This window comes from Micromonospora okii, assembly GCF_020884795.1.
In the GTDB taxonomy this organism is placed as follows: Bacteria; Actinomycetota; Actinomycetes; order Mycobacteriales; family Micromonosporaceae; genus Micromonospora; species Micromonospora okii.
Map to the genome: position 1 here is coordinate 472,572 of NZ_BBZF01000013.1, position 26,681 is coordinate 499,252.

Here is a 26,681-nt window from a genome sequence, read left to right on the forward strand (position 1 = left end):
GCCTCTGCTCCCGACCGCCGCTGTGGTCCGGCCCGAGGGCCGACCGGTCGTCATCCACAAGTTATCCACAGCCTGTGTGTACTGACCGATTGTGGCCCCCCGCCGGATTCGGGTCGGACCTGCCCCCTGTCCGGGCGGGCGCTGAAGCGGGTTTCACCGTGCCGAACGATTCACTGCCTTGTCGGGTCTTGCCTGCCGGCGACACCGGGATCGTGCCGACCCGCGCGACGACGGGCGACGGCGCCGACCGCAAACGCGCACGCTAACAGCGCGGGGCCGCGACCTTCAACCGCCGAGGCAGTGACGCCGTTGTCGACATCAGTGAAAACCAGCGCATCGGTCGCGCTCGCGCGGCTCGCGGCCGATTCCGGGGTGTTTGACGGTCACTGCGGCCCTGCGTAGGCTGGAGCGGCTGCTCTGCCGCCCTCTGCTAGGGTGGTGCGTGCTTGCTGTCCGCGGTCGCCTCCCCGCGTCGCCGAGGTGTCGCGCCGCCGGGCAGCACGGAACGGGGGCCACCGCCGAGGTGGCCTGGACCACCACACGACCCCGACGGTCTCGCGCCCGGGGCGTACGGAAAACGGAGAGCCTGACGTGAGCAAGCGCACCTACCAGCCGAACAACCGCCGGCGCGCGAAGACCCACGGCTTCCGGCTGCGCATGCGCACCCGGGCCGGCCGCGCCATCCTCTCGACCCGTCGCTCCAAGGGCCGCGCCCGCCTGTCGGCCTGAGCCGACCGGTCCGGTCCGGGGGACGTGGGCAGTCGTGCTGGCCGCCGCGCAACGACTGCGGCGCAGCAGCGACTTCGCCGCAGCGGTCCGGGCTGGCCGACGAGCCGGCCGTGGCGCCGTCGTCGTCCACCTGACCCTGCCCCCCACACCCGGGCCGACGGACACCTCGCCGGAGCCGGCGCGGGCCACCGGTGCGGAGGAGACCTCCTCACCGACCCGCGCCGGCTTCGTCGTCTCCAAGGCCGTCGGTCCCGCCGTCGTCCGTAACACCGTCCGGCGTCGGCTCCGGCACCTGGTCCGCGAGCGGCTCGCCGACCTGCCCCCCGGCAGCACCCTGGTGGTACGCGCGCTGCCGCCCGCGGCCGAGGCGTCGTACGCCCGGCTCGCCGCCGACCTCGACGCGGCGATCGCCGCAGCCCGCGCCCCCCGGGGGCGGCGGTCGCGGTGAGCAGCGGTTCCGCCGCGTCGCGGCCGATGAGCCGGGGTGCCCGGGTGCTGGCCGCGCCCATCGTCGCGTACCGTCGTTGGATAAGCCCGGCGCTGCCGGCCCGTTGTCGGTTCTACCCCTCGTGCAGCGCCTACGCCCTGGAGGCGGTGGCCGGCCACGGCGCGATCCGGGGTGCCGGTCTCACGGTCCGACGGCTCTTGCGCTGCCACCCGTTCCACCCAGGTGGACACGACCCGGTTCCCGAGCCGGGCGGTCGCCGCCGTGCCGATGTGACTGGAGCCTGAGAATTGTTCAGTCTGGATTGGATCTACTACGCGATCTCGTGGATCCTGCTGACCTGGCACTCGGCCTGGGATGCCATCGGGGTGCCGGTCGGCGCTGCGCTCGGGACGAACTGGGCCTGGATTCTGGCCATCGTCTTCCTGGTGGTCACCGTCCGGGTGGTCCTGTTCCCCGTCTTCGTCAAGCAGATCAAGTCCCAGCGGGCGATGCAGGCGCTCCAGCCGAAGGTGAAGGAGCTCCAGGAGAAGCACAAGGGTGACCGGGAGACGCTCCAGAAGGAGATGATGGAGCTCTACCGGAAGGAAAAGGCCAACCCGCTCATGGGCTGCCTTCCGATGTTCCTCCAGATCCCCGTCTTCCTCGGCCTCTTCCACGTGCTGCGCCGCCTCGACCCGGCGAAGCTGAACAAGACCCTCTACGGCTGGACGGTCGAGCAGTTCGACAGCGCCTCCAGCGCCACGCTCTTCACCGCCCCGATCGCCGGCAAGTTCGGCTCGACCGCCGAGGAACTGGCCCGGCTCGGCGCCAACGGCACCACCGTGAAGGTGATCGCCGGCATCCTGGTCCTGGTCATGATGGGCACCACCTACCTCACCAGCCGCCAGATGATCCTCAAGACCGGCTGGGCGGAGGACCCGCAGCAGCGGATGGTGCAGCGCCTCATGCTCTACGGCATCCCGCTGTCGCTGCTCATCTCCGGGGCGATCTTCCCGATCGGTGTGATCATCTACTGGGTCACCAACAACCTCTTCACCCTCGGCCAGCAGCAGTGGGTGCTGCGCAAGTACCCGCCGCCGCCCACCCCCGGCCGCCCCGGCGCCGACCGGAAGCCGGCCCAGCCCGCCAAGACCGGCGGCCTGTTGGGTCGCAAGGCCGCCCCGGCACCGGCCAAGCAGGCCCCCACGGCGCCGAAGGTCGCCGGCCCGAAGCCGGGTGCCAAGCCGGTCAACCCGAAGAAGGGCGGCCCGGCCAAGCGCCAGGGCTGACCGCCCGATCCGCCCGCCACCGGCCCGGCCCGGCGGCGGGCGAAGTCGGCCCCGGCAGCCGCCCCCCATAGGGCAGGCGCCGGGCCGGAACGGCCGCGCACGGCGTGGCCACGGGTGAGACTGGCCCATACAGACGTGCCCGGTGGCACCGGCGACCTCCCGCCGGCCCCGGGAACCCAGCGGACCCGACGGTCCGGCCGAGCGAGTACGGAGATGAGACCGTGACCGAGACCAGCATCCCCAGCGCCGACCCGTCCGTGGACGAGGAGGGCGAGCCGATCGAGGCCACCGACACCGACACCGAGGCCGAGGAGGCCGAAGCCGCCCCCCGCGAGAAGAAGGCGCCGGCCGAGAGCGAGCTGTTCCGGCAGAGCGAGATCGCGGCGGACTACATCGAGGGGCTGCTCGACATCCTCGACTACGACGGCGACATCGACGAGCTGGTGGCCGGCGGGCGCCCGGTCGTCGAGGTGGTCGGTGGCCGGTTGCAGAACCTGGTCGGGCAGCGCGGTGCCACCCTGGAAGCGCTTCAGGAGCTGGCCCGGCTGGCGGTGTTCCGGCAGACCGGCACCCCGAGCCGGCTGCTGCTCGACGTCGGCGGGTACCGCGCGAACCGGCGTAAGGAGCTCGCCGCCGTCGCCAAGAACGCCGTGGAGAAGGTCAAGGAGTACGGCGAGCCGGTGCGGCTGGAGCCGATGTCCGCGTTCGAGCGCAAGTGCGTCCACGACGTCGTCAACGCGATGAGCGGCGTGGAGAGCGAGTCCGAGGGCGTCGAGCCCAACCGGCGCATCGTCGTTCGCCCGGCGGACTGATCGGGTGACCCACGACGACGCCACGGCTGGTGCCGTGTCCGGCCCGGGCGGCACGCCGTCCGGGCCGTCGCCTGTCCGGCCCGGTGCCACTGCGGCCCCCGCCGTCGACGCCCCGCCGGCCGCCACCGCTGCCACTCCGACCCCTGGCACCGACACCGCCGACGCCCCGCCGGCCGCCACCGCTGCCACTCCGACCCCTGGCACCGACACCGCCGACGCCCCGCCGGCCGCCACCGCTGCCACTCCGACCCCTGGCACCGACACCGCCGACGCCCCGCCGGCCGCCACCGGCACCGCTCCGGGCCCTGGCACCCATGTGGCCGAGGCCCGGCCGGAACCCGGCGACGCGACGCTGCCGCCGGAACTGGCGGGCGCGGCCCGTGCCCTCTTCGGCGACCGGCTCGACCTCGCCGCCGCCTACGCGGAGCTGCTCGCCACCGACGGCGTCGTCCGCGGCCTGATCGGGCCCCGGGAGGCGCCCCGGATCTGGGACCGGCACCTGCTCAACTGCGCCGCCGTGGCGGAGCGGATTTCGGAGGGCGCGACGGTGCTCGACGTCGGGTCGGGGGCCGGGCTGCCCGGGCTGGTGCTCGCCATCGCGCGCCCCGACCTGACCGTCACGCTGATCGAGCCGCTGGCCCGGCGCACCTCGTTCCTCGTCGAGGTGGTCGAGCGGCTCGGTCTGGCGAAGACCGTCCGGGTGTTCCGGGGCCGTGCCGACGAGGCGGCGACCGGCTCCACCGGCGTGGGGCCCTTCAGCGGGGACGTCGTCACCGCCCGGGCGGTCGCCCCGCTCGACCGGCTCGCGGGCTGGTGCCTGCCGCTGGCGGTGCCCGGCGGGCGGCTCGTGGCGATGAAGGGCGCGTCCGCCGCCGACGAGATCGCCGAGCACGCCGAGGCGGTCGCGAGACTGGGCGGGGGCGAGCCGGTCGTGCGGCGCTGCGGGGTCGGCGTGATCGAACCGCCGGCGACCGTGGTGGAGATCGTTCGGGAGCGGGTCGTGAATCCGCCGCGCGTCAAGGCGGCGAAGCGGGCGCGGGGCGGTCGACGCCGGGGTCGTTGATCCGACTTCCCCTCCACCCCCACCGGCTTCCCGCCGCAGGTCGGGTCGTTGATACCGATGCGGGCTCCGGGTGGCCGGGAACTCGGCGTGGACCGGCCGCGCCCGTCCGCCGTAGGCTGGCCGCGCGTCGTTAGTGTGGAGCGGGCACCATCCGGCCCCCGAGGGGACCCGGGCCGCTCCCGCCGGGCCGTACGCTGCGTGATGCGAACGAGCGTGGCCACGACGACGGGGTGCGGACCGACCATCCGAAGCGGGTAGGGATGACAGGTGCATGACGACGGCAGGTACGACGATCCACGGGTGAGCGGTCGCGGCAAACGCTCCGCCGCCGGTCCCGTTTCACGTGAAACCGATCACCGCCGCTGGTCCGGCGAGGCGAGGGACCCGGCGTCGCGTCCGCCCGACTGTGATCCCGTGGTACGCCGCGATGAGCCCCCGTCCGCTCGCGGGGACACCCCGGAGGCGGCGACGGCCTCCGGGACCGTCTACGGCGGCCCCAGCCGGGCGGAGAGCCCAGCCGCGGGGCGCCATGCCCCGCCCCCCGGCCGCCACGGTTCGACAGTCGGCCGTCACGCCCCGGCCCGCCGCGGCGTAGCGCGACCCACCCGGGCCGAGCCCGCCGCCGAGGCGGAAGCGCTGCCCCGCCGGGCCGCACCCGCTGCGGCCACCGAGGCCGCCGTTCCTGCCGACACGCCGGTGCCGCCGACCGGGGCCTACGGGACCGGCCCGGTGGACGCCGCGTACGTTTCACGTGAAACCCCGACGCGCGAAGAGGATGACCCACCGTTGGCTATGGAGGCTATGCGCGCCGTGCAGATCCTTAATCCGAGTGGCGAGGTGACCATGCCGCGCCCCGAACGGACCCGGGTGATGTGCGTCGCCAACCAGAAGGGCGGCGTGGGCAAGACCACGACCACGGTGAACCTTGCGGTGGCGCTCGCCCTGCACGGCAACCGGGTCCTCGTGGTCGACCTCGACCCGCAGGGCAATGCGTCGACCGGGCTGAGCGTCCCGCACCACACGGGAGTCCCGGACGTCTACGACTGCCTGATCAACAGCGTGCCGCTGGAGGAGGTGGCCCAGGGCGTCGAGGGCATCCCCAACCTGTGGTGCGTGCCGGCCACGATCGATCTTGCGGGTGCCGAGATCGAGCTGGTGTCGGTGGTGGCCCGCGAGTCCCGCCTCTCCCGGGCGATCGACGCCTACCCCGGCCACTTCGACTACGTCTTCATCGACTGCCCGCCGTCGCTCGGGCTGCTCACCGTCAACGCGCTGGTGGCCGCGCAGGAGGTGCTGATCCCGATCCAGTGCGAGTACTACGCGCTGGAGGGGCTGAACCAGCTCATCAACAACATCAACCTGGTCCGCCAGCACCTCAACCCGAAGCTCGACGTCTCCACCATCCTGCTCACGATGTACGACCGCCGTACCCGGCTGGCTGACGCCGTGGAGCAGGACGTCCGGAACCACTTCGGCGACAAGGTTCTCCAGGCGGTCATTCCCCGCAACGTCCGAGTCTCCGAGGCACCTAGCTACGGTCAGTCGGTGGTGACCTACGATCCCGGTTCACGGGGGGCCATGAGTTACTTCGAGGCCGCCCAGGAAATCGCCGAGCGTGGGATCAAGGAGCCGGTGAGCCGGAATGCGTAGTGCGGACGAGTCGCTGGGAGGCGTCGTATGAAGAACCGTCCTCGGGGCGGTCTGGGTCGGGGTCTCGGGGCGCTGATCCCCACCGGTCCGGCCCAGCCCGTCGAGACGATGACGGCGACGCCCGACGCCGCCGAGACGCTCACCGCCCCGGCCGTCGTGGTGCCCCCGGCGGCCGCCGAGGTGTCCCCGGCTCCGCCGCCCGAGCCTCAGCTCAGCCCGGTACCCGGCGCCCGGTTCGCCGAGATCTCGGTCGACGCGATCGTGCCCAACCCGAAGCAGCCCCGCCAGGTCTTCGACGAGGAGGCCCTGGAGGAGCTGAAGACCTCCATCCAGGAGGTCGGCTTCCTCCAGCCGATCGTGGTCCGCGCGCTCGACGGCGAGAAGTACGAACTCGTCATGGGCGAGCGCCGGTGGCGGGCGGCCCAGGCGGTCGGCCGGGAGAACATCCCCGCCATCGTCCGCGACACCCGCGACGACGCGATGCTCCGGGACGCGCTGCTGGAGAACATCCACCGGGCCAACCTCAACCCGCTCGAAGAGGCCGCGGCGTACCAGCAACTCCTGGAGGAGTTCGGCGCGACCCACGAGGAGCTGGCTCGACGGATCGGCCGCAGCCGGCCGCAGATCTCGAACACGATCCGGCTGCTGAACCTGCCCGCCCAGGTGCAGTCCCGGGTCGCCGCCGGGGTGCTCTCGGCCGGCCACGCCCGGGCACTGCTGAGCCTGGACGAGGCGGAGGCCCAGGAGCAGCTCGCGAAGCGCATCGTGGCCGAGGGGCTCTCCGTCCGGTCGACCGAGGAGATCGTCGCGCTGGCCCTGGCGGACGGCCCGGCCAAGGCCCCGGCCGCGAAGCGCCGCCCCAAGCCGCACGCTCCCGCCCTCACCGATCTCGCGGACCGGCTCTCCGACCGCTTCGACACCCGGGTGAAGGTGGACATCGGCCGGAGCAAGGGCAAGATCACCATCGAGTTCGCCACGGTTGACGACCTGGAGCGCATCGTCGGCATCATCGGGGTCGTAGGTGAGGAAGAACCCCAGGACTAGATGCCAACGCACGAGCCACTGGCCGCGCCGTCCCGCCGAGGACGACGCGGCCAGCACCGTCTCCGGACCCCTGTTCCTGCTGTCCCCTCCCGTCGGGATTCAGCTCGCACTCTGCCTGACGGATGAACCCGCAGCCCGGCCTGATGAATCCGCATCCTGCCGGACGGTTTCGGCACCCGCACCGGGAGAATTCGCACCCGGACCGGAGAAGCTCACACCCGGACCGGAGAAGCTCGCACCCCGGCCGGATGGATGTTGCCGCGCGGCCGGCCCTGGTTCCGGCAACCGCCCGGCTCGGGCGTACCCGGGAGCCGGCCCAGGCCCGCCTGATCCGAGAAACCCTTCCCGCCGCCAGTCCGAATACCGCGTCCGCGCCAGGGCGCGGCAGGGGCGCTCTCCGCCCGCCAAATGCGCGTCTGCGGGCCGCCCGCAGCTTCGGCGACTCCCGTTCCACGTGAAACGTCGGGAGCTCGCCTGGCCCTGCCCGGGAGGCGCGCGGGGCCCACGCCCAGCGGGGTGGCCGGTGGAATCGTGGGAAAGATCCATGATTCCACGCGCAGACTCGTCCGTGGTTCCGCGAGAGGGCAGTCGTGGTTCCACGTGAAACGGACCGCACTTTGCCATCCCGCGCGAGAGCTCGCCCGCAGCCCGCCCGCCGGGAGCGCGTTCGACAGAGCCGGATTCGGGTCGCCGGGGCAGCGACTCCCGTCGCTCCGGCTCGTTAGGAACCGAGGAGGCGGAGCCCTGTGGATGCCCTGTGTACAACTCCCGCCGTGAGGGCCAAAGTTATCCACAGGAGTTTTCCACAGCCCCACCCCGTTTCACGTGAAACCCCGCGTGAAACCCGCCGCCAGCCTGTGGATGACGGCACCCTCCGCCGGCCTCGACAGCCTGTGGATAACTTGTGGATGACCGCTCGGCCTTCCCTCCGGAGCCGCCTCGCGGTCCCGCCCGCAGCGCGCTCGCCGAGGCCGGTGACAGCACCGCGTGGGGTACGTCGGTGGGCCCGGGCACCGGCTGTCCCGTGGACGCCGGGCGGCCGGGTGCAGGACGAATCGGCTAGGGACAGGGTGCGCTCCCTCGGTTAGGGTCAGCGTCGTGCACGACACCCCTGCCTCACCTCCCGACTTCACCTCCTGGTCCTCGTTCCCCTTCGAAGGCGACCTGCGGGTCAAGCAGCTCGACGACCCGGTTCCGGTGGAACCCCTCCGCAAGGGCGAGGGGCATCGGGAATGCACGGCCTGCGCGGCGCCGGACGACGCGTACATCTGGGTCGGCGAGCGGTGGCGGGTCCGCGCCATGGACCGGCCGACCGGGCTGCCGATGGTGCTGATCCTGGAGTCCCGCTCCCACCTCGATCTCGGCGACCTGCCGAACCTCCTCGCGGCCGAGTTGGGGGTGATGACGGTCCGGCTGGAGAAGGCCATCCGCTCCCTGGACGGCGTCGCCCGGGTTCACGTGAACCGGTGGGGCGACGGCTCCGCCCATCTGCACATGTGGTTCCTGGCGCGGCCGTACGGGCGGCTCCAGTTGCGGGGCACGTTCCTGTCGCTGTGGGACTCGATCCTCCCGCCCATCTCCGAGCAGCAGTGGCGGGAGAACCTGGCCATGGTGGCCGCCTGGCTGGCCGAGTTCGGCGGCCGACCGCTGGCCGAGCCGCCGCGCATCCAGTGGCAGGCGCCGTCGAGCATCGGCGCGCAGACCCCCGGTTCCTCCGCCAACCTGGGGGAGGAAGACGCCGGCGGGGTCATCGAGGCGGCCGAGGAGATCCCGGAGCCGGACGACGCGGATCCCGACCGCGCCGCCGGTGCTCCGGAGCGCGGCTGACCTCGCCACGAGCGACACTCCGACTCCGTGTCGGCGATCTGGCGGTATCCCGGCAAGCGGGAAGCCGCTATGTCGCCGACACGGAGTCGATCACCAGTCGCAGGAGGAGCGGCCCGCCGGGGGACGGGGACGACGGGCTGAGCCGCAGGGGCGCGGAGCGGGTCAGGCGCGGCGGGCGGCGGCCCGGGTCACCAACGACCCGAGCACCCGGCCGAAGTCCAGGCCGGCGGCCTGGACGGCGAGCGGCAGGAGCGACGTCTCCGTCATCCCCGGCGACACGTTGACCTCCAGCACGTGCGGCCGGCCGTCCGCGTCCACGATCAGGTCGACCCGGGAGAGGTCGCGCAGCCCGAGCGCGGTGTGCGCGGCCACGGCCACGTCGGCCACCGTCGCCGCCACGCCGGGGTCCAGGCGGGCGGGAGCGTGCCAGGTGGTGCGGCCGGCGGTGTAGCGGGCCGCGTAGTCGTACACGCCGTTGCGGGGGACGATCTCCACGGGAGGCAGCGCCTGCGGCCCCTCCCCGAGGTCGACCACCGACACCGCCACGTCCATGCCGGGCACGTACCGCTCGACCAGGGCCGTCGAGTCGTACGCGAAGCAGCCGACCATCGCGGCCGGCAGCGACGCGGCCTCCCGGACCACGGCGGCGCCCAACCCGGAGCCGCCCTGCGCGGGCTTCACCATCAGCGGCAGCCCCAGCCGGTCGACGATCCGGTCGAGCACCGCCACCGCGCCCAGCTCGGAGAAGCGGTCGTGCGGCAGCGCCACCCAGTCCGGCGTGGGGATGCCGGCCTCGCGGAGCACCGTCTTCGCCGACGGCTTGTCCCACGCGAGCCGGGACGACCGCGCGTCGCAGCCGACGTACGGCACGTCGCAGAGGTCGAGCACACCGCGCAGCGAGCCGTCCTCGCCGGTCGCGCCGTGCAGGGCGATCACCACGGCGTCCGGCGGGTCGGCGACCAGCGCCGGCAGCAGGGCCACGTCGGCGTCCCGCAGCTCCGCCTCCACCCCGACGGCCCGGAGCGCGTCGAGCACGCGGCGGCCGGACCGCAGCGAGACGTCCCGCTCGTAGGAGAGCCCACCGGCGAGCACGAGCACGCGCAGGTCGGCGGTGGTGGCGGGGTCGGTCACGGTGATTCGCCCGGCAGGGATCGCAGCCATGCCGGAATCATGCCAAGTCGGGTCCCGGCGCGTCGGAGCCGGCCTGCCCGCGCCGCGTGCCGGGACGACCGACCGCGCCGAACACCCGGCGCATCGCGATGTCCTGCTCCATCACGCCGGCCAGCCGGCGTACGCCCTCCCGGATCCGCTCGGGCGGGGGGAAGGAGAAGTTGAGCCGCATGTTGCCGGTGCCGGTCCCGTCGGCGTAGAAGCCGGTGCCCGGCACGTAGGCCACCCGGGCCGCGATGGCCCGGGGCATCATCGCCTTCGAGTCGAGGCCGTCGGGGAGCGTCGCCCAGACGAACAGGCCGCCGGCGGGCCTGGTCCAGGTGGTGCCGGCGGGCATCAGGTCCTCCAGCGCGGTCAGCAGCGCGTCGCGGCGCTCCCGGTAGACCTCGCGGTAGACCTTGAGCTGCTCACGCCAGGGCATGGTGCCGAGGTAGGTGGCGACGGCGGCCTGGGCGTATCCGCTGGGGCAGAGGATCTGCGCCTCGCTGGCGATGACCAGCTTGTCGCGCACCGCGTGCGGAGCCAGGATCCAGCCCACCCGCAGCCCGGGAGCGAAGGTCTTGGAGAAGGTGCTCAGGTAGAAGACCCCGTCGCGCCGCCGGGCCCGCAACGGCCGCGGGGCTTCGCCCTCGAAGCCGAGCTGCCCGTACGGGTCGTCCTCGACCACCAGCAGGCCCGCGCGCTCGCAGATGTCGAGCACCCGCTCGCGCCGTTCCTCGCTGAGCGTCACGCCCGCCGGGTTCTGGTACGTCGGGATGGTGTAGAGGAACTTCACCCGCCGGCCCGCCCGCGCCAGGTCGGCGACGGCCGCCTCCAGGGCCTCCGGGATGAGCCCGTCGTCGTCCATCGGCACGTGCACGACCTGCGCCTGGGCGGCCTGGAACACCCCGAGGGCCCCCACGTAGGTCGGCCCCTCGGCGAGCACCACGTCGCCCGGGTCGAGGAAGAGCCGCGCCACCAGGTCGAGCGCCTGCTGGCCGCCGACGGTGACCACCACGTCCTCGGGCGACGCGCCGCAGGACGCGTCGATGCCGGAGAGCGCCATCACCTCGCAGATCCGCTCGCGCAGCTCCAGGGTGCCCTGGCCGATGCCGTACTGGAGGGTGGTGACCCCGTGCTCGGAGCCGAGCCGGCCGAGCATCTCGCCGACCGCGTCCAGCGGCAGGGCGGCGATGTACGGCGCACCACCGGCGAGGGAGACGACCTCCGGCCGGCTGGCCACCGCGAAGAGCGCGCGGATCTCCGAGGCGGTCATGCCCCGGACACGCCGGGCGTACCGGTCGGTGTAGTCGTCGAGCGTCGTGCCGGTCATGACATCACCTCGATCACGGGTCGGCGGCTCCCGGCCCCGGGGATACCCGGGACGCCGCAGACCATGGCGGCACGGGACGCGGATTCTCGATGGTAGTCCGTGCCGACGCCGTCCGACCCCTCGATGTGACGGGCTTCCACATCCCGGGCCCGACGGACGGTGGTGGAGCGCACGGCCCGTGCGGCGACCGCAGCGGGATTCGCGCATCCCCTCCCGCGCCGCCGCCGGACGGCGTACGATCGCTCGTCGGGGGCCTCGAAGGCAGCGGCGTCGACCCGCGCTGCGCTCGCCTCCCAGCCTAATTGTGGGGATGCGTCAATGTCGCGACGGCTGGTCAGCTTGACCCTGGACACCCTGGAAGACCTGCCCCGCCCGTGCCGGCAGTGCGTCTACTGGGAACTCGATCCGGTTTCCGCCGACCGGGCCTGCGCCGCGGGCGACCCGGGGCTGGAGAAGGAGGCCTGGGTCTCCCAGACCCTGCTGGAGTGGGGCTCCTGCGGCAAGCTCGCATACGTCGACGGGATGCCCGCCGGCTTCGTCATGTACGCCCCGCCGGCCTACGTGCCGCGCTCCATGGCGTTCCCCACCTCTCCCGTCTCCGCCGACGCGGCGCTGCTGATGACCGCCCACGTGGTCGCCCCGTTCGCGGGCGGCGGGCTGGGGCGGATGCTCGTGCAGGGCGTCGCGCGGGACCTGACCAAGCGGGGGATCAAGGCGATCGAGGCGTTCGGCGACGCGAAGTTCGGCGACGAGGGAGACCCGGCGGGCGGCTGCGTGGCTCCCGCCGACTACTTCCTGTCGGTGGGCTTCAAGACGGTCCGGCAGCACCCCCGCTACCCCCGGCTGCGGCTGGAGCTGCGCACCGCGCTGAGCTGGAAGTCGGACGTCGAGTACGCCCTGGAGAAGCTGCTCGGCTCGATGAGCCCGGAGACCCTGCTGCGGCCGGTCCGCCCCGCCCCGGCCACCCGCTCCACGGCTGGCTGACGCGCCGCCCCGGCCCGGTCAGCCCGCCGCCACCCGGCCGGCGGCGATCGTCGCCCGCAGCTCGCTGACGTCGATCGAGCCGGTGGGGACGTCCCGCTCGATCGGGAAGTACATCCGCTGGACGGCGGCCACGATCGCCTCCACCACCCGGTCCCGGAACCGCGGGTCGACCAGTCGCCCCCGGTCCGCCACCGAGGTCAGGTAGCCCACCTCCACCCGTACCGCCGGCATCCGGGTCAGCCGCAGCAGGTCCCACGCCTTGGCGTGGGTACGGCAGTCCCGCAGGCCGGTGCGGGCCACGATCTCCCGCTGCACCAGCCCGGCCAGCCGCTCGCCGGTGGCGGAGGTCACCCCGTTGTCGGTGCCGTAGTGGTAGGTCGCCACCCCGTCGGCCTCCGGGTTGGCGTGCCCGTCGGCGTGCAGGGAGATGAACACGTCCGCGCCGAGGGAGTTGGCCAGCTCCGCCCGCTCGACGTCCGGCAGGCAGCTCCCCGGCGTCGGCCCACGGGTGAGCTGCACCCGCACGCCCGCCGCCGCCAGCCGCCCCTCCAGGCGGCTGGCCAGGTCGTGCACCAGGTCGGCCTCGGTCCAGCGCAGCGGGCCGTCCGGCACCACCACGCCGGGGTCGGTGCCGCCGTGCCCCGGGTCGACGACCACGGTCCGCCCGACGAGGGTGGGGCCGGCCTGCCGGATGGCGTCGGACTCGCGGAGCCACTGCGGCCGGCCGCCCACCACCTTCCGTCCCAGCCGGCGCAAGGCGCCCATCGTGTGGGGGCCGCAGGAGCCGTCCGGGGTGAGCCCCATCTCCCGCTGGAACTGCGCCACCGCCCGCGACGTGCGCACGCCGTAGATGGCGTCCGCGCGGCCCACGTCGTACCCCATCTCCAGGAGGCGCTCCTGGAGCGACCGGACGTCCTCGCCGGTCAGCGGTTCGGGCACGGCGTGGTAGAGGGTGCGGGCGCCGAGCCGCCAGCGGGCGGCGTCGAGGGCGCGCCAGGTCTCCTCGCCGACCCGCCCGTCGACGCTGAGCCCCCGCGACTGCTGGAACGCCCGCACCGCGCGCTCGATCTCGGCGTCGAACGCGTCGGCGTCGCCGCCCGGGTCGGTGCCGGGGGTGAGGAGTTCCAGGCCGGTCAGGACGGCGCGGATCTCGCTCACCGCCGGTCCCCGGTCGCCGGGTCGGATCGGACGCACGCTCGCCCCCTTCGCGCGATCGCCGGTCGCCGGCCCCGGCGCGGGAGCGCCCGGGTGCCCACCGGGCGCGGCCTGCCCGCCCCCCGGGTTGAGGTTATGCGCTCCGGCCCGCCGAGGTGGCGGTCTCCGGGCAGGTCGGGGCCGAGAAACACGGAACCCCGCACCCACGGGGGTACGGGGTTCCGGGCGTACGCGTCGCGTCAGAGCGCGGACTGGATCAGCCTGACCAGCTCGCTCTTCGGCTTGGCACCGGCGACCGACTGGACCGGCTCGCCGTTCTTGAAGACGGTCAGGGTCGGCACGGACATCACCCGGTAGGCGCGGGCGGTCTCCGGGTTCTCGTCGATGTCGAGCTTGACGATGCTGACCTGGTCGCCCATCTCGCCGGCGATCTCCTCCAGCAGCGGCGAGACCTTGCGGCACGGCGCGCACCACTTGGCCCAGAAGTCGACGAGCACCGGCTTGTCGGACTTCAGCACGTCGGCGGCGAAGCTGGCGTCGGTGACCGCCCTTGTCGCTCCCACTATGACCCTCCTCCGGAAAACTTCAGTTGTGTTCTTCGGTCGTACCGCGTTCGCGCCGGCGGGTCGCCGCCGGTCGGGCCGCTCAGCCCTCGATCGTGGCGATGAAGCGCTCGGCGTCCAGGGCGGCGGCGCAGCCGGTGCCGGCGGCGGTGATGGCCTGCCGGTAGGTGTGGTCCACCACGTCGCCGGCGGCGAAGACGCCCGGGACGCTGGTCCGGGTGCTCGGGGCCTGCACCTTCACGTACCCCTCGTCGTCCAGCTCCACCTGGCCGCGGAAGAGCTCGCTGCGCGGGTCGTGGCCGATCGCCACGAAGACGCCGGTGACGTCGAGGACCTTGGACTCCCCGCTGTGCACGTTGCGGACGCGGACGCCGGTCACCTTGCCGTCGTCGCCGAGGATCTCCTCGACCACGGAGTTCCACTCGACCTTGATCTTCTCGTTGCCGAGCGCCCGCTCCGCCATGATCTTGCTGGCGCGGAACGAGTCCCGGCGGTGGATGATGGTGACCGACTCGGCGAAGCGGGTGAGGAAGCTGGCCTCCTCCATCGCCGAGTCGCCACCGCCGACGACGACGATGTGCTGGTTGCGGAAGAAGAAGCCGTCACAGGTGGCGCAGGACGACACACCGTGGCCGAGGTACTCCTGCTCGCCCGGCACGCCCAGCGGGCGCCAGGCCGAGCCGGTGGAGAGGATGACGGCCTTGGCCCGGTACGCGGTCTCGCCGACCCAGACGGTGCTCACCGCGTCGGAGCCGATGCTGCCGGTGTCGGTCAGCTCGACCCGGGTGACGTCGTCGGTGAGGAACTCCGCGCCGAACCGCTCGGCCTGCTTGCGCATGTTGTCCATCAGCTCGGGGCCGAGGATGCCGTCGGCGAAGCCGGGGAAGTTCTCCACCTCGGTGGTCGTCATCAGCGCGCCGCCGGACTGCACGCCCTCGATGACCAGGGGCTTGAGGTTGGCGCGCGCGGCGTAGACCGCTGCGGTGTAACCGGCCGGCCCGGAGCCGATGATGATCAGGTTGCGGACCTCGTCCACTGCCGTCTCCCGATGTGTGTGGTCGCCATCGGCGCGCACCGATGCCGGTCGGTCGGAGTGCCGGCGTCGCACGCGCGCCGACTGCTGACTTGCAGAACGTCATCGTACGAAGTGGGAATTCCCGAGCCGGCTGACCGGTGGGTCACGTCACGGGGCTGGACTGCACCCGCCGGTCCGCTCCGGCCGGCCGACGCCGCGCACCTCCCGCGTCGTCCGCCGCCCGGCGGACCGGGATTTCACCCTACCCGCGTCCGGTAGCGGGTATCGGCACCGGACCCGGGGACGCCGCACTCGGGGCCGCTGACCCACGCCCAGCGCGCGCCGGACGGGTCGAGGAAGCGGACGACCAGGGCGGGGTCGCCCTGGAAGCGGGCGTAGTCGACCAGGTCCACGGTGAGCGGGCCGGCCCTGTGCTCGGCGCTGACGGCCGTGAGGCAGCCGGCCAGGGCGTCCGGGCCGGTGAGCCGGTCGAGGCCGCCGACGGCGGGAAGCCGGGCGCCCTCGTCGGCCTCCGGCGGAGCCCAGGCCGACCCGGGGGTCCCGGCGACCCGGCGCGGTGGCACGTCGCCGGCCAGCGCCTGCGGGGTCCAGTCGGTGCCGCTGCGCTGCGGCGCGCCGATCGTGCGGAACGGGGCGCTCTGGGCCGCCGTGCCGCCGGCCCGTTCCCTCAGCGGCGCGTTGACGGCGCTGTCCCCGCGCGAGGTCCCGCCGACGAACCGGTGGACCCCCAGCCCGACGACGGCCATCGAGGCGGTGGCCAGCGCCACCGGCCCGGCGAGCCGAGCCCAGCGTCGCCCACGCCGGCCGGGGCCGGTCGCGGGCGGGGACCCGGCGGCCGGCCGGCGGCGGCCTCCGGTCTGCTGCGTGGGCACCACGGCGGGCGGTACGCGAACGCCCCGCGCCCCGCCCGGCTGGCCCATCCGCTCGGCGTCCGCGGCGGCGTCGGCGGCGGCGTCGTCGGCGTCGTCGTCGGCGTCGTCGTCGGCGGGCGTGCCGGGGCCGGCCCCGGCCAGCGCGGCGGCGAGCCGGTCGGCGACGTCGGGCGGCATCTCGGGTGCCGGGGCGGCCCAGGCGGCGAGGTCGTCGTCGACCAGGGCCAGGGCCGGCGCGAGCGTGCCGCAGGCCTCGGCCCAGCCCGGGTCCTCCGCGACCAGCCGCGCCACGACCGCCTCGTCCGGGGTGCCGTCCAGCGCGCCGCCGAGGTAGTCGGCGAGCAGGTCGTGGTCGACCTCCCTGAACCCCCCGGGGGCAGTCACGATTCCTCCTGGTTGGCGTCGCGCCGGGAGCGTCCCGACCCCGATCGGACGCCCTCGGCCGGCTGCGGGTTCCCGGCGGTGACGGCCGGCACGCCCGGGCCGCCCACGGGGGCGCCGGCACGGCCGCGCGGGGCCGGCTGCCCAGGGGGTACGAACCCCGTGCGCAGGTGCCCGAGCGCCACGGCGAGGCGGGCCCGGCCCCGGGCGCAGCGGCTCTTGACCGTGCCCTCGGCCACGCCGAGGATGCGGGCCACCTCCGCCACCGGGTAGCCCTGCACGTCGACCAGGACCAGCGCCGCCCGCTGCTCGGCCGGCAGCTCGGCGAGGGCCTGGCGGACCACCAGGGCGGTGTCGTGGTCGCGGACGGGGGCGGCCAGCTCCGCCCCGCCTGTCGACGGGCCGCCGTCGCCGCCGTGCGTCCCGTCGGGCAACGGCACGGTCGGGTGCGCCTGTCGGCGGCGGATGCGGTCGAGGCAGGCGTTCACCACGATCCGGTGCAGCCAGGTGGTCACGGCCGAGTCGCCCCGGAACCGGGCCGCCGCGCGGTGCGCGGAGAGCAGCGCGTCCTGGAGGGCGTCGGCCGCGTCCTCGCGGTCGCCGAGCGTCCGCAGGGCCACCGCCCAGAGCCGGTCCCGGTGCCGGTGGAACAGCTCGGTGAAGGCGTCCCGGTCACCGGCGACGTGGGCGCGGAGCAGGTCGCCGTCGGTCGGCCCGGCACCCGGGGCGGAACCGGCCGGTGGGCGGGCGGGACCGCCCACCGGCGCGCCGGTCGTCCGCCCGCCGTGGCCGTCCATCAGCACACCCGGGCGGTGGGACGCTCCGGCCGGCGGCTCACGACCCCTGGACCGTGATCTCCTGGACGCCGACCTGGTAGCCCCGGTCGTTCGAGGGCAGCTCGGTGATCCAGAAAAGCAGGTAGCGGTACTTCGCGTCGGCGTCGAAGCCGTTGAAGGTCATGGTGGTGCCGTCGTGCTGCTCGAAGGGCTGGCCGATCGGGGCCTTCTCGTAGCTGCTGAGCAGCCTCTTGTCGCCCTTCGAGGTGGGCTCCTCGTCGGTGGTGCCCGAGTAGAGCCGGGCGGACGCCCCCGTCGCGGAGAGGCGCACCTGCACCGACTTGACCGTGCGCTCCTCGCCGAGGTCGATCCAGACCCCCATGCCGCTCTTGCGGTTGCCGAAGTTGGGTCGGGTGTAGGTGTCGGTGTCCCAGCCCTTGTCGTCGTCGCCGTCGATGACCTTCTCGGCGCCGCCCAGCTCGTCGCGGAGCTTGCTGTCCGGGTCCACGATGCGGACGTCGCTGACGTTGAGCTTGCGCACGGCGGGCGCGGCGGGGGCCGCCCCGCCGGCCGGGGCGCTGTTGGAGGGCTGGGCCACCGGCTCGGTCGGCGGGGCCTCGTCGCCCCCGAAGACGCTGATGCCGATGAGCAGGCCGACCAGGGCGACCGCCAGCAGGCCCGCGATGCCGATGGCGACCTTGCGCCCGCCCACCGAGGCGAGCGGCGACGGCTCCTCGCCGGTCTCGGCGGAGAACCGCAGCGGCCCGGCGGGTTCCAGGTAGGTGTCGTCCTCGATCGGGATGTCGAGCCGGGCCAGCTCGGCGGCGAGCACCTCCGACGGCGGCGGGGCGATCCCGGGGTCGAGCAGGTCCATCGTGAGGTCGTCGAGGTAGGCGGGCACGCCGGCCCGTACCTGCCGGGGTGCGGCGATCGCGCCGCTGGCGTCGCGGACGGCGTCCGGGATGGCGGCCCGGCCGTGCCCGGCGGTCGCGCCGTGCAGCGGGGCCTCGGCGTGCGGCCAGTGCCCGGTCAGGGCGAAGTAGAGGATGCCGCCGACGGCCCGGACGTCGTTCTCCTGGCTGTCGGCGCCGTCGGTGCGGGCGTCGGCCAGGACGACCCGGCCCTCGTCGCTGATCATCACCGTGCCGGGGTGCAGGTTGCCGTGGATCATGCCGGTGGCGTGCACGGCGGCCAGCGCGCTCGCCACGGCGTTGCCGACGGCGGTCGTCCGGCCCGGGTCGAGGGGACCGGCGGCGACCATCTCCCGCAGCGACTGCCCGTCGACCCACTCGCGCACCACGTACGCCCGCTCGGCCTCGTCGATCGCGTCGTACACGCCCACGAGGTTCGGGTGGATCACGCGACTCGCCGCGACGGCGGCCTGGAGCATCTCGGTGGCGGAGTCGCCACCCGGGTAGCGCAGCACGACCGCGACCGGCCGACGCAGCACCACGTCGACCCCACGCCAGACCAGCCGCCCCGCGCTGTCGTTGTTGATGTGCTCGACCAGCTCGTACCGCTCGGCGAGGATCTCACCGGCCGTGGGAGCACCGAAGGTCATGACCGGCGGAGCGCTCTCCTCCGCGTCCTGACCCTCGCCGACCTGGGTCACCCGTCCTCCCTCGGTGATCGTGTCGATCGATGGACCCGCGCTGCTGGGCATCTGGCTTCCCGCTCTGGTTTCCTAGGAACCGGCCGACGGTGTCGACGCGGAGCGCCGGGATCAGCCGTACCCGTCGAGAGCGACCTTACCCGGGATGCCGGCCTCCCCGACATGTCATCTTCCCGCCGCACCCGGCTGGGCTGTCGGTCTTGTCGAACTCGTCCGGTTACGACCCTTGTCGGCCGCGTTGCTGGCACATGTACTAGCCAATCTAGAGGTTGACGGCACGTAGTCGTCGCAGGGGCGGCGGCGGTGTCGCGCCTGCGGGCGACACGGCTCGGATTCCCCACCGAACAGCTCCCCATGCTCAGCCTTACGGCTGGTTGTCCACAGGCACTTCCGTTGGCTGACCGGCGAATCGGTGAGTTATCCACAGGTGTGTCCCCAGGCTGGTGATCCACCGTCACGGTGGGTGCCGGAGGGCCGCACCCGCTCCGGCAACCGCCGACGGCGGGCCCAGCGACCGGGGCGACGGGCTCAGCGGCCGAGGCGGCGCCGGACCATTCCGAGGACCTCGGTGATTTCGCCGATCCGCAGCACCGTGGCCAGCGCGAGGTACGTCCCCCCGATGACCGCGCCGCCGACCACGATCTGCACGGCCGCCTGGATCAGGCCGGGGGCGTCGCCGCCCGGGAGCAGCTTCACCACGAGCAGGCCGGCCAGGGCGGCCCCGGCGGCGGCGGCGGCCACCCGACCGAAGGTGCCCATGATCGACCCCAGCCCGATCCGGCCGACCCGGCCCCGCAGCAGCCACGCCGAGATGACGGCCGCCGCCACGTACGAGACCGCGTTGCCGAGCATCATCCCGGCCGCCGCGAAGCTCGCCGCGAACGCGGAGAAGAGGCCGATCTGCACGACCACCCGGAGCCCGACCACCGGGATGTTGACCAGCGCCGGGGTCCGGGTGTCCGGCAGCGCGTAGAAGGCGAAGGTGAAGAGCTGGCTGATCGCGAACGGCACCAGCGCCACGGCGGCCACCACCAGCACCGGGGCGGTGTCCCGGGCGTTCTGCTCGGTGAATGCGCCGTGCTGGAACAGGGCGAAGGCGATCGGGGTGGCGAGCACCGCGTAGCAGACCCCGATCGGGGCGAGGACCGCCGTGACGGTCCGGGTGCCCCGGGCCAGGTCGGCGGCGAGGTCGGCGTACCGGCCGTCGGCTGCGGCGGCGCTCATCCGGGGCATCAGCGCGGTGATGATCGACACGGCGATGATGCCGTGCGCCATCATCAGCAGCAGGAAGACGTTGTTGTAGATCAGCGGGCCGGCCGCCTTCTCGCCGCTGGCCCGGCTGAGCAGGTTGAACACGACGATCAGGCCGAGCTGGCTGACCGCGACGTAGCAGAACATCCAGGCGCCGAGCCGGCCCAGCTCGGCGAGGCCGAGCTTGCCGAAGTCGAAGCGGAACCGCCAGCGGAAACCGACCTTGCGCAGCGCCGGCATCAGGCCGGCGGCCTGGATCGCCACGCCGAGCAGGGTGCCGCCGCCGACGAGCAGGATGCGCCCGAACGTCATCTCCTGCGGCTCGACGATCTCCGCCCCGAAGATCGCGATGTAGAGGCCGCCGGTCGCGATCACCACGAGGTTGTTGAGGATGGGGGCCCACATCGGGGCGGCGAAGTGGCCCCGCGTGTTGAGCACCGCGCTGATCAGCGCGCTCAGGCCGGTGAAGAAGATCATCGGCAGCATCAGCCGGGACAGCGCGTTGACCAGGTTCCGGTAGTCGCCGGTCTGTTGGTCGCTGGCGTACAGCCAGGTCAGCACCGGGGCGATCGCCACCGCGAGCACCGCCGCCACGGCCAGCGCGATCACCGCCAGGGTGAGCAGCCGCTGGGCGTACGCCTGGCCGGCGTCGTCGTCGGTCTTGCGCCGGCGCACCAGCACCGGGACCAGGACGCTGGTGAGGATGCCGCCTAGCAGGAACTCGTACACCATGCCCGGGAAGATCTGCGCGGTCGTGTACGCGTCGCCGACCAGGGCCCCGCCCAGCGCGGCGGTGAGCACGAGCGTGCGCAGGAAGCCCGTACCTCGGCTGACCAGGCTGCCGATCGCCATCACCGCGCTGTTCGTCGCGGCGCTGGTCTCCGCGACCACCTCCTGCGGCGGCGCGACCGACTCCACGGCGGGCTGGTTCAGCGGGTCGGCCGAGATGAAGGTGGCGTCGTCGCCGGGCCGTCGGCCGCCGCCCTGCCCGGCGTTGGCGCTGCGGTAGAGACCGCCGCTCATCTCCAGCCTCCAAGGGGTACGTCGGAGCCGGGCACCGGCCCGCACCCCCCGACCTTAGTCAACGCGCACTTCCTACCCGCGCCCGGCGGATCAGTCCCCCCACCGGACCGATAGGCTGGCGCTCCCATGTCCGAAGCCTCCGCACCCCACGCCGCCGACCGCCGCGAGCTCACCGCAGCGCAGCGCAACGCCGTAGCCGAACTGCTCCGCGTCTCCCCGGTCGCCGACGAGCTGGGCCGCCGCTTCGCCCAGGCGGGCCACGAGCTGCACCTGGTGGGCGGCTCGGTGCGCGACGCCCTGCTCGGCCGGCTCGGCGACGACCTCGACTTCTGCACCGACGCCCACCCCGACCAGACCCTGCGGATCGTCAAGGGCTGGGCCGAGGCGATCTGGGAGACCGGGCGCGAGTTCGGCACCATCGGCTGCCAGCGCGACGGGCTGCGGCTGGAGGTCACCACCTTCCGCGCCGAGGCGTACGACCAGGTCAGCCGCAACCCGACCGTCGAGTACGGCACCAGCCTCACCGACGACCTGCGGCGGCGCGACTTCACGATCAACGCGATGGCGGTGAGCCTGCCCGACCACCGGTTCACCGACCCGCACGGCGGCCTCGCCGACCTCGCCGCCAAGGTGATCCGCACCCCCGGCACCCCGGCCGAGTCGTTCGGCGACGACCCGCTGCGGATGCTGCGGGCGGCCCGCTTCGCCGCCCAGCTCGGCTTCGCCGTGCACCCCGACGTGCGCGCCGCGATGACCCGGATGGCCGCCGACCTCGACCGGATCACTGCCGAGCGCATCCGCGACGAGTTCACCAAGCTGCTCTGCGGGGCGGACCCGATCACCGGCCTGCGGCTGCTGGTCGACACCGGGCTGGCCGACCGCTTCCTGCCGGAGCTGACCGGGCTGAAGCTGGAGATCGACGAGCACGCCCAGCACAAGGACGTCTACGAGCACACCCTCACCGTGGTCAGCAACGCCGTGTCGTACGAGACGGACGGCTGCGACTTCGTCCTGCGGATGGCCGCGCTGATGCACGACGTCGGCAAGCCGGCCACCAAGGCGGTCGGCCCGGACGGCCGGGTCAGCTTCCACCACCACGAGGTGGTCGGCGCGCGGCTGACCAAGGCCCGGATGAAGGCCATGCGGTACCCGAAGGACGTCACCGCCCAGGTCGTCAAGCTGGTCAACCTGCACCTGCGCTTCTACGGGTACGGCCGGGGCGAGTGGACCGACTCGGCGGTGCGCCGGTACGTCACCGACGCCGGGGACCTGCTGACCCGGCTGCACCTGCTGACCCGCTCGGACTGCACCACCCGCAACCGGCGCAAGGCCGCCGCCCTGGCGGCGGACTACGACGCGCTGGAGGAGCGGATCGCCCGGATCGCGGCCGAGGAGGACCTTGCCCGGGTCCGGCCCGACCTGGACGGCAACGCCATCATGGAGCTGCTCGGCGTCCCGCCGGGGCCGGTGGTGGGCCGGGCCTGGAAGCACCTCAAGGAGTTGCGCCTGGAGCACGGCCCGTTAGACCGGGACGCCGCCGAGGCGGAACTGCTGCGCTGGGCCCGGGATCAGGGCGTGATCGGCTGAGCGGAGGCGTGGTTCTCCCGTCGTCCCTACAGTCGGGAAACTGACGACGAAACGCCGCCGTATCGACCGTTCGGCTGAGGTAATCCCCTTTGACCATCATCCATGATGGTGCAACATCATCCCGGCCTCCTGATCATCAGTGTGAGGCGGATTCATTCCTCGGCCATTCAAGACGGATGGTTGATGACAACGGGGAGAAGTCTTTGAGACGTCGTGGCGTAATGCGCCGCTCTGCGGTGGCCGGGCTCGCGCTCGCCTCCGTGACCTCCATCGTGGCCGCCACCGGCGGCACCGCAATGGCAGAACCCACCGCCCCGGCCAGCCCGGACGCGGCGGCGGATTCGGTCGCTCTGCAGGACGCTCCGGTCCGACCCAACCTGCGCGTCGAGCCCCGGACCGGCCTGACTACCCCGGGTGCCCTTCAGGCGGCCGCAGGTGCCTCGCAGGCGCGTCCCGGCCAGGTTCGGCCGGGCAAGTCCGAGGCGAACGACCTCGCCGGCAAGATCGTGCCGGGCAAGTACATCGTGAAGCTCAAGGACGGCAAGGCCAGCCCGAGCGTCACCCGTGGCACGGTGCAGGCCTTGACGAAGGCCAACGGTGGCACCGTGGAGAAGGTCTTCACGAAGGCCCTGCACGGCTACTCCGCGAAGCTCACCGGAGCTCAGGCGAAGCAGTTGGCCGCCGACCCGGACGTCGCCTACGTCGAGCCGGTCCGCTGGTTCTCGGCCAGCGGCACCCAGACGAATCCGCCGTCGTGGGGTCTGGACCGGATCGACCAGACCACCCCCACGCTGGACAAGTCCTACACCTACCCCTCGACGTCGGCCAAGGACGTCACCGCCTACATCATCGACAGCGGCATCAACATCGGCCACCAGGACTTCGGGGGTCGGGCGAGCTACGGGATCAACGCCGTGGCGGACGGCAGGCCCACCGCCGACGACTGCGACGGACACGGCACGCACGTGGCGGGCACCGTCGGTGGCAAGACCTACGGCGTCGCCAAGGACGTCAAGCTGGTCGCGGTGCGCGTGCTCAACTGCGACGGCCAGGGAACGACCGACGGGGTCGTTGCCGGGATCGACTGGGTGGCCGGGAATGCTCAGCAGCCCGCAGTGGCGAACATGAGCCTGGGCGGCGGGGCAAGCACGGCGATCGACGACGCCGTGTCCGCCGCTATCGCTAAGAACGTCAGCTTCACGGTCTCCGCCGGTAACGAGGCGTGGGATGCCTGCGCCTTCTCTCCGGCAAGGACGTCGGCGGCGATCACCGTTGGTGCCACCGACCGGACGGACCTGAGGGCGGGCTTCTCGAACTCCGGCCTGTGCCTGGACACCTTCGCCCCCGGTGTGAGCATCACCTCCGCCTCGATCGGGAGCACCACCGCGAAGGCGACGATGAGCGGGACGTCGATGGCCGCACCGCACGTGGCCGGTGCGGCGGCGTTGCTCCTCGCCCAGAACCCGAGCTGGACCCCTGAGCAGGTGCGCAACTCCGTGGTCACCAACGGTGTCTCCGGGGCGGTCTTCGCCCCCGGCATGACGTTGGCCTTCAGTGACGGCACGTTCGGCGGGGTGTACGGCATCGACCGGTTGCTGCACGTCGGTGCGGCTCCGGTGACCCGAAGCTCCGTCGGCCTCCGGGCCTGGATCAACGACGGCCTCGTGGCGGCCGACAGCGGTGGCAGCAAGCCGTTGATCGCCAAGAGCTGGACCATCGGCTCGTGGGAGAAGTTCGACATCGTCTCCGCCGGTGACGGTCTGGTCGCTCTCAAGTCGAAGGCCAACGGCAAGTACGTCGCGGCTGACGGGGGCGGCAGCAAGCCGCTGCTCGCCAAGAGCACTGCGATCGGCGCGTGGGAGAAGTTCCAGCTGGTTCACAACATCGACAGCAGCGTCAGCCTCAAGGCACAGGTCAACGGCAAGTATGTGGCCGCTGACGGCGCGGGCTCCAAGCCGCTGATCGCCAAGAGCACCAAGATCAGCGACTGGGAGAAGTTCGATCTGGAGTCGCCGAACCCGACCGTCAGCCTGAAGGCCGCTGCCAACGGCAAGTTCGTCGCGGCCGACGGTGCCGGCGCCAAGCCCCTGCTGGCCAAGAGCACCTCGGCCGGAGCCTGGGAGAAGTTCGAGCTCGTCGAGCTCGGGTTCGGGGACGTCGCGCTTCGGGCCCTGGTCAACAAGAAGTACGTGACCGCGCAGAGCGGTGGCTCCAAGCCGCTGCTGGCGAAGGCCAGCTCGATCGGTCAGTGGGAGGCTTTCAACATCGATATGGGCACGGATGTTGCGATCTCTCTGAGGTCTTGGGCCAACACCCTGTTCGTCAAGGCCGACTCCGCTGGCAGTAAGCCGCTGATCGCCAAGGGCGTGTACGAGCCGTGGAACGACAGGTACCTCGGTACCTGGGAGTTCTTCACCATCGCTTCCGCCTGACAGAGCCCGTACCGAACCGGCGCCCGTCGGCACCGCCCCACACCGGGGCGGTCCGGCGGGCGCCGGCCTTCCTTCCGTACCCCAGAACAGAACGAAGCCGGCCGGACCCCGCGACGGGTCCGGCCGGCTGTCGGGGTGGCTCAGCGGGCGGCGGTGCTGCCGTCCACCACGGCCCGGCCGCCGCCGGAGCCGTCCGCCCCGGGCTGTCCCGCGCCGAGCTTGGCGAGCAGGCCGGCCAGGTCGATGCCCGTCAGGTCGGTGCCGAGCTGGAGCCCCTGCGCGACGTTGCTCGCGACGGACCTGGTCAGCGAGGACGCCCCGTCGGTGGAGATGACCGTCATCTTGTCGATCGCGCCGATCGGGGCGCTGGCCGCCTCGACCACCTGCGGCAGCACCCGGACCAGCAGGTCCAGCACGGCCGCCTCGCCGTACGCGGCGAACGCCTCGGCCTTGCGGGCCATCGCGTCGGCCTCGGCCTGGCCCTTGGCCAGGATGGCCGCCGCCTCCGCCTGGCCCTCCCGCTCGACGGCCTCGGCGATGGCGGAGCGCCGGCGCTGCTCGGCCTCGCCCTCCTTCGCGCCCTCGATCGCGTTCGCCTCGGCCAGCGCGGCCCGCCGGGCCCGCTCGCCCTCACCGGTCAGCCGGGCCTGCTCGGCGGACGCCTGCGCGGCGGCGATGGTGGCCTGCCGCTGCGCGTCGGCCTTGAGCACGGCCGCGTTGCGGGCCGCCTCGGCCTCCTGCTCCACCTTGTACCTGGCGGCGTCGGCCGGCTTGCGCACCTCGGTGTCGAGCTGGCGCTGCTTCAGCTCGGCATTGCGCTCGGCCACCTTCTGCTGCTCGGTGAGGATCGCCTGGTCGCGCTCGGCCTGGGCGAGCGGCCCGGCCGCCGCCGACTTCGCCTTCGCGGCGTCGATCTCCGCCTGGATGGCGGTCTGCTTGAGCGACAGGTTCCGGTTGGCCTCGGCGATGGCCTCCTCGGCCAGCAGCCGCTCCTGCTCGGCCTGCTGGCGGTTGCGCGCCTCGGCGATCGCGGCGTCCTTGAGCACCCTGGCCGCCTCCGGCCGCCCCAGGTCCCGCAGGTACGACCCCTCGGTCACGATGTCCTGGAGCTGGAAGGTGTCCAGCACCAGCCCCTGGTTGGTCATCGAGTGCTCGGCCTCCTCGGCCACCGCGCTGGCGAACGCCGCCCGGTCCCGGATGACCTCCTCGACGGTGAGCCGGCCGACGATCGAGCGCAGCGCGCCGGCCAGCACCTCCCGGGTGAAGTTGTCGATCTCGTCCTGCTGGTTGAGGAAGCGCTGGGCGGCGGCGCGGATCGCGTCCTCGGTGCCGCCGACCTTGACGATGGCGACGCCGTGCAGGTCGGCCCGGATGCCCTGCTTGCTCACCGCGCCCTTGATGCCGACGTCGATGCGGCGGCTGGACAGGTCCAGCGACTGGAGCTTCTGCACCACCGGCAGCACGAAGACCGACGCGCCGAGGACGACCTTCTGCCCCGAGTTGTCCGTCGATCGGCCGCCGTCGGCGGTCTGGGTGGTCCGGCCCTTGCGGCCGGTGACGATGAACGCCTCGTTCGGCCCGGCGACCTTGATCCGGGAGAGCACGAAGAGGACGAGGAAGAGGACGAGGAGGACCGCGCCTCCGATGGCGATGACGAGGGGCATGGGACTTCCGTTTCTGCGAACG

The 26,681-nt window shown here is 73.1% G+C and carries 21 protein-coding genes and 1 pseudogene; 12 read left to right on the plus strand and 10 right to left on the minus strand.

Features of this window, described 5'->3' with window-relative positions; genetic code table 11:
• Positions 1 to 591 precede the first annotated feature (591 nt).
• The 9 genes and pseudogenes from rpmH to LPU43_RS05295 all read left to right on the plus strand — a co-directional run.
• Positions 592 to 729, plus strand: coding sequence for a 50S ribosomal protein L34 (gene rpmH / locus LPU43_RS05255; RefSeq protein ID WP_089002791.1), 138 nt, complete (start codon positions 592 to 594; stop codon positions 727 to 729).
• Positions 730 to 763: 34 nt separating this feature from the next.
• Positions 764 to 1,177: a ribonuclease P protein component gene (rnpA, locus tag LPU43_RS05260; protein ID WP_229399067.1), complete on the plus strand. Its 414-nt coding sequence runs from the start codon at positions 764 to 766 to the stop codon at positions 1,175 to 1,177.
• A 26-nt stretch (positions 1,178 to 1,203) separates the two neighbouring features.
• A complete protein-coding gene (gene yidD, locus LPU43_RS05265; RefSeq protein WP_229399330.1) occupies positions 1,204 to 1,461 on the plus strand; it encodes a membrane protein insertion efficiency factor YidD in 258 nt (85 codons plus the stop codon).
• Between the two features lie 3 nt (positions 1,462 to 1,464).
• Positions 1,465 to 2,445, plus strand: a complete 981-nt coding sequence (yidC, locus tag LPU43_RS05270) for a membrane protein insertase YidC (protein ID WP_229399069.1) — start codon at positions 1,465 to 1,467, stop codon at positions 2,443 to 2,445.
• Positions 2,446 to 2,666: 221 nt separating this feature from the next.
• Positions 2,667 to 3,257 (plus strand): Jag family protein, encoded by a 591-nt coding sequence (locus LPU43_RS05275; RefSeq protein ID WP_229399070.1) that lies wholly within the window; start codon positions 2,667 to 2,669, stop codon positions 3,255 to 3,257.
• A 316-nt stretch (positions 3,258 to 3,573) separates the two neighbouring features.
• The gene (gene rsmG, locus LPU43_RS05280) at positions 3,574 to 4,320 is read left to right on the plus strand and encodes a 16S rRNA (guanine(527)-N(7))-methyltransferase RsmG (RefSeq protein WP_373321660.1); all 747 of its coding nucleotides are present in this window, start codon (positions 3,574 to 3,576) and stop codon (positions 4,318 to 4,320) included.
• Positions 4,321 to 4,587: 267 nt separating this feature from the next.
• Positions 4,588 to 5,970: a ParA family protein gene (locus LPU43_RS28645; RefSeq protein WP_305073440.1), complete on the plus strand. Its 1,383-nt coding sequence runs from the start codon at positions 4,588 to 4,590 to the stop codon at positions 5,968 to 5,970.
• Positions 5,971 to 5,997: 27 nt separating this feature from the next.
• The gene (locus LPU43_RS05290; protein ID WP_229399071.1) at positions 5,998 to 7,014 is read left to right on the plus strand and encodes a ParB/RepB/Spo0J family partition protein; all 1,017 of its coding nucleotides are present in this window, start codon (positions 5,998 to 6,000) and stop codon (positions 7,012 to 7,014) included.
• A 1,098-nt stretch (positions 7,015 to 8,112) separates the two neighbouring features.
• Positions 8,113 to 8,826 (plus strand): annotated as a pseudogene (locus LPU43_RS05295) (hypothetical protein); the annotation flags it as partial.
• A gap of 177 nt (positions 8,827 to 9,003) precedes the next feature.
• Here the strand turns inward: LPU43_RS05295 and LPU43_RS05300 are convergent.
• Both LPU43_RS05300 and LPU43_RS05305 read right to left on the minus strand, forming a co-directional pair.
• Positions 9,004 to 10,002: a D-alanine--D-alanine ligase family protein gene (locus tag LPU43_RS05300; protein WP_229399072.1), complete on the minus strand. Its 999-nt coding sequence runs from the start codon at positions 10,000 to 10,002 to the stop codon at positions 9,004 to 9,006.
• A 7-nt stretch (positions 10,003 to 10,009) separates the two neighbouring features.
• On the minus strand, positions 10,010 to 11,323 hold the full coding sequence (locus LPU43_RS05305) for an aminotransferase-like domain-containing protein (RefSeq protein ID WP_229399073.1): 1,314 nt from the start codon (positions 11,321 to 11,323) through the stop codon (positions 10,010 to 10,012).
• A 318-nt stretch (positions 11,324 to 11,641) separates the two neighbouring features.
• Between LPU43_RS05305 and LPU43_RS05310 the strand changes: the two genes are divergently transcribed.
• Positions 11,642 to 12,307: a GNAT family N-acetyltransferase gene (locus LPU43_RS05310; RefSeq protein ID WP_229399074.1), complete on the plus strand. Its 666-nt coding sequence runs from the start codon at positions 11,642 to 11,644 to the stop codon at positions 12,305 to 12,307.
• A gap of 18 nt (positions 12,308 to 12,325) precedes the next feature.
• Here the strand turns inward: LPU43_RS05310 and LPU43_RS05315 are convergent, their stop codons facing one another.
• The 7 genes from LPU43_RS05315 to murJ form a co-directional block, all read right to left on the minus strand.
• Entirely contained in the window at positions 12,326 to 13,501 is a 1,176-nt protein-coding gene (locus tag LPU43_RS05315; RefSeq protein WP_229399075.1) for an N-acetylmuramoyl-L-alanine amidase, read from the minus strand.
• 200 nt (positions 13,502 to 13,701) lie between these two features.
• A complete protein-coding gene (gene trxA, locus LPU43_RS05320) occupies positions 13,702 to 14,025 on the minus strand; it encodes a thioredoxin (RefSeq protein ID WP_229399076.1) in 324 nt (107 codons plus the stop codon).
• Between the two features lie 82 nt (positions 14,026 to 14,107).
• A complete protein-coding gene (gene trxB / locus LPU43_RS05325; protein ID WP_229399078.1) occupies positions 14,108 to 15,061 on the minus strand; it encodes a thioredoxin-disulfide reductase in 954 nt (317 codons plus the stop codon).
• A 236-nt stretch (positions 15,062 to 15,297) separates the two neighbouring features.
• On the minus strand, positions 15,298 to 16,317 hold the full coding sequence (locus tag LPU43_RS05330) for an RsmA family anti-sigma factor (RefSeq protein WP_229399079.1): 1,020 nt from the start codon (positions 16,315 to 16,317) through the stop codon (positions 15,298 to 15,300).
• Positions 16,314 to 17,111 (minus strand): RNA polymerase sigma factor SigM, encoded by a 798-nt coding sequence (gene sigM, locus LPU43_RS05335; RefSeq protein ID WP_373321650.1) that lies wholly within the window; start codon positions 17,109 to 17,111, stop codon positions 16,314 to 16,316. The genes LPU43_RS05330 and sigM overlap by 4 nt, the downstream gene beginning before the upstream one ends.
• A 37-nt stretch (positions 17,112 to 17,148) precedes the next feature.
• Positions 17,149 to 18,753, minus strand: a complete 1,605-nt coding sequence (locus tag LPU43_RS05340; protein ID WP_229399082.1) for a protein kinase family protein — start codon at positions 18,751 to 18,753, stop codon at positions 17,149 to 17,151.
• Positions 18,754 to 19,230: 477 nt separating this feature from the next.
• Complete coding sequence (murJ, locus tag LPU43_RS05345; protein ID WP_229399084.1) at positions 19,231 to 20,976, minus strand: murein biosynthesis integral membrane protein MurJ; 1,746 nt, start codon at positions 20,974 to 20,976, stop codon at positions 19,231 to 19,233.
• A gap of 126 nt (positions 20,977 to 21,102) precedes the next feature.
• Between murJ and LPU43_RS05350 the strand changes: the two genes are divergently transcribed.
• Complete coding sequence (locus LPU43_RS05350) at positions 21,103 to 22,563, plus strand: CCA tRNA nucleotidyltransferase (RefSeq protein ID WP_229399085.1); 1,461 nt, start codon at positions 21,103 to 21,105, stop codon at positions 22,561 to 22,563.
• Between the two features lie 260 nt (positions 22,564 to 22,823).
• Positions 22,824 to 24,995: a S8 family serine peptidase gene (locus LPU43_RS05355; protein WP_229399086.1), complete on the plus strand. Its 2,172-nt coding sequence runs from the start codon at positions 22,824 to 22,826 to the stop codon at positions 24,993 to 24,995.
• A 140-nt stretch (positions 24,996 to 25,135) separates the two neighbouring features.
• Here the strand turns inward: LPU43_RS05355 and LPU43_RS05360 are convergent, their stop codons facing one another.
• Positions 25,136 to 26,659: a flotillin family protein gene (locus LPU43_RS05360; RefSeq protein ID WP_229399087.1), complete on the minus strand. Its 1,524-nt coding sequence runs from the start codon at positions 26,657 to 26,659 to the stop codon at positions 25,136 to 25,138.
• Positions 26,660 to 26,681: the final 22 nt, after the last annotated feature.

Coding starts and splice junctions, on each gene's coding strand:
- LPU43_RS05360 (WP_229399087.1), bottom strand. CDS start 26,659: ATGCCCCTCGTCATCGCCATCGGAGGCGCGGTCCTCCTCGTCCTCTTC.
- LPU43_RS05300 (WP_229399072.1), bottom strand. CDS start 10,002: ATGGCTGCGATCCCTGCCGGGCGAATCACCGTGACCGACCCCGCCACC.
- LPU43_RS05340 (WP_229399082.1), bottom strand. CDS start 18,753: ATGCCCAGCAGCGCGGGTCCATCGATCGACACGATCACCGAGGGAGGA.
- LPU43_RS05305 (WP_229399073.1), bottom strand. CDS start 11,323: ATGACCGGCACGACGCTCGACGACTACACCGACCGGTACGCCCGGCGT.
- yidD (WP_229399330.1), top strand. CDS start 1,204: ATGAGCCGGGGTGCCCGGGTGCTGGCCGCGCCCATCGTCGCGTACCGT.
- LPU43_RS05350 (WP_229399085.1), top strand. CDS start 21,103: ATGTCCGAAGCCTCCGCACCCCACGCCGCCGACCGCCGCGAGCTCACC.
- murJ (WP_229399084.1), bottom strand. CDS start 20,976: ATGAGCGGCGGTCTCTACCGCAGCGCCAACGCCGGGCAGGGCGGCGGC.
- LPU43_RS05310 (WP_229399074.1), top strand. CDS start 11,642: ATGTCGCGACGGCTGGTCAGCTTGACCCTGGACACCCTGGAAGACCTG.
- sigM (WP_373321650.1), bottom strand. CDS start 17,111: ATGGACGGCCACGGCGGGCGGACGACCGGCGCGCCGGTGGGCGGTCCC.
- LPU43_RS05290 (WP_229399071.1), top strand. CDS start 5,998: ATGAAGAACCGTCCTCGGGGCGGTCTGGGTCGGGGTCTCGGGGCGCTG.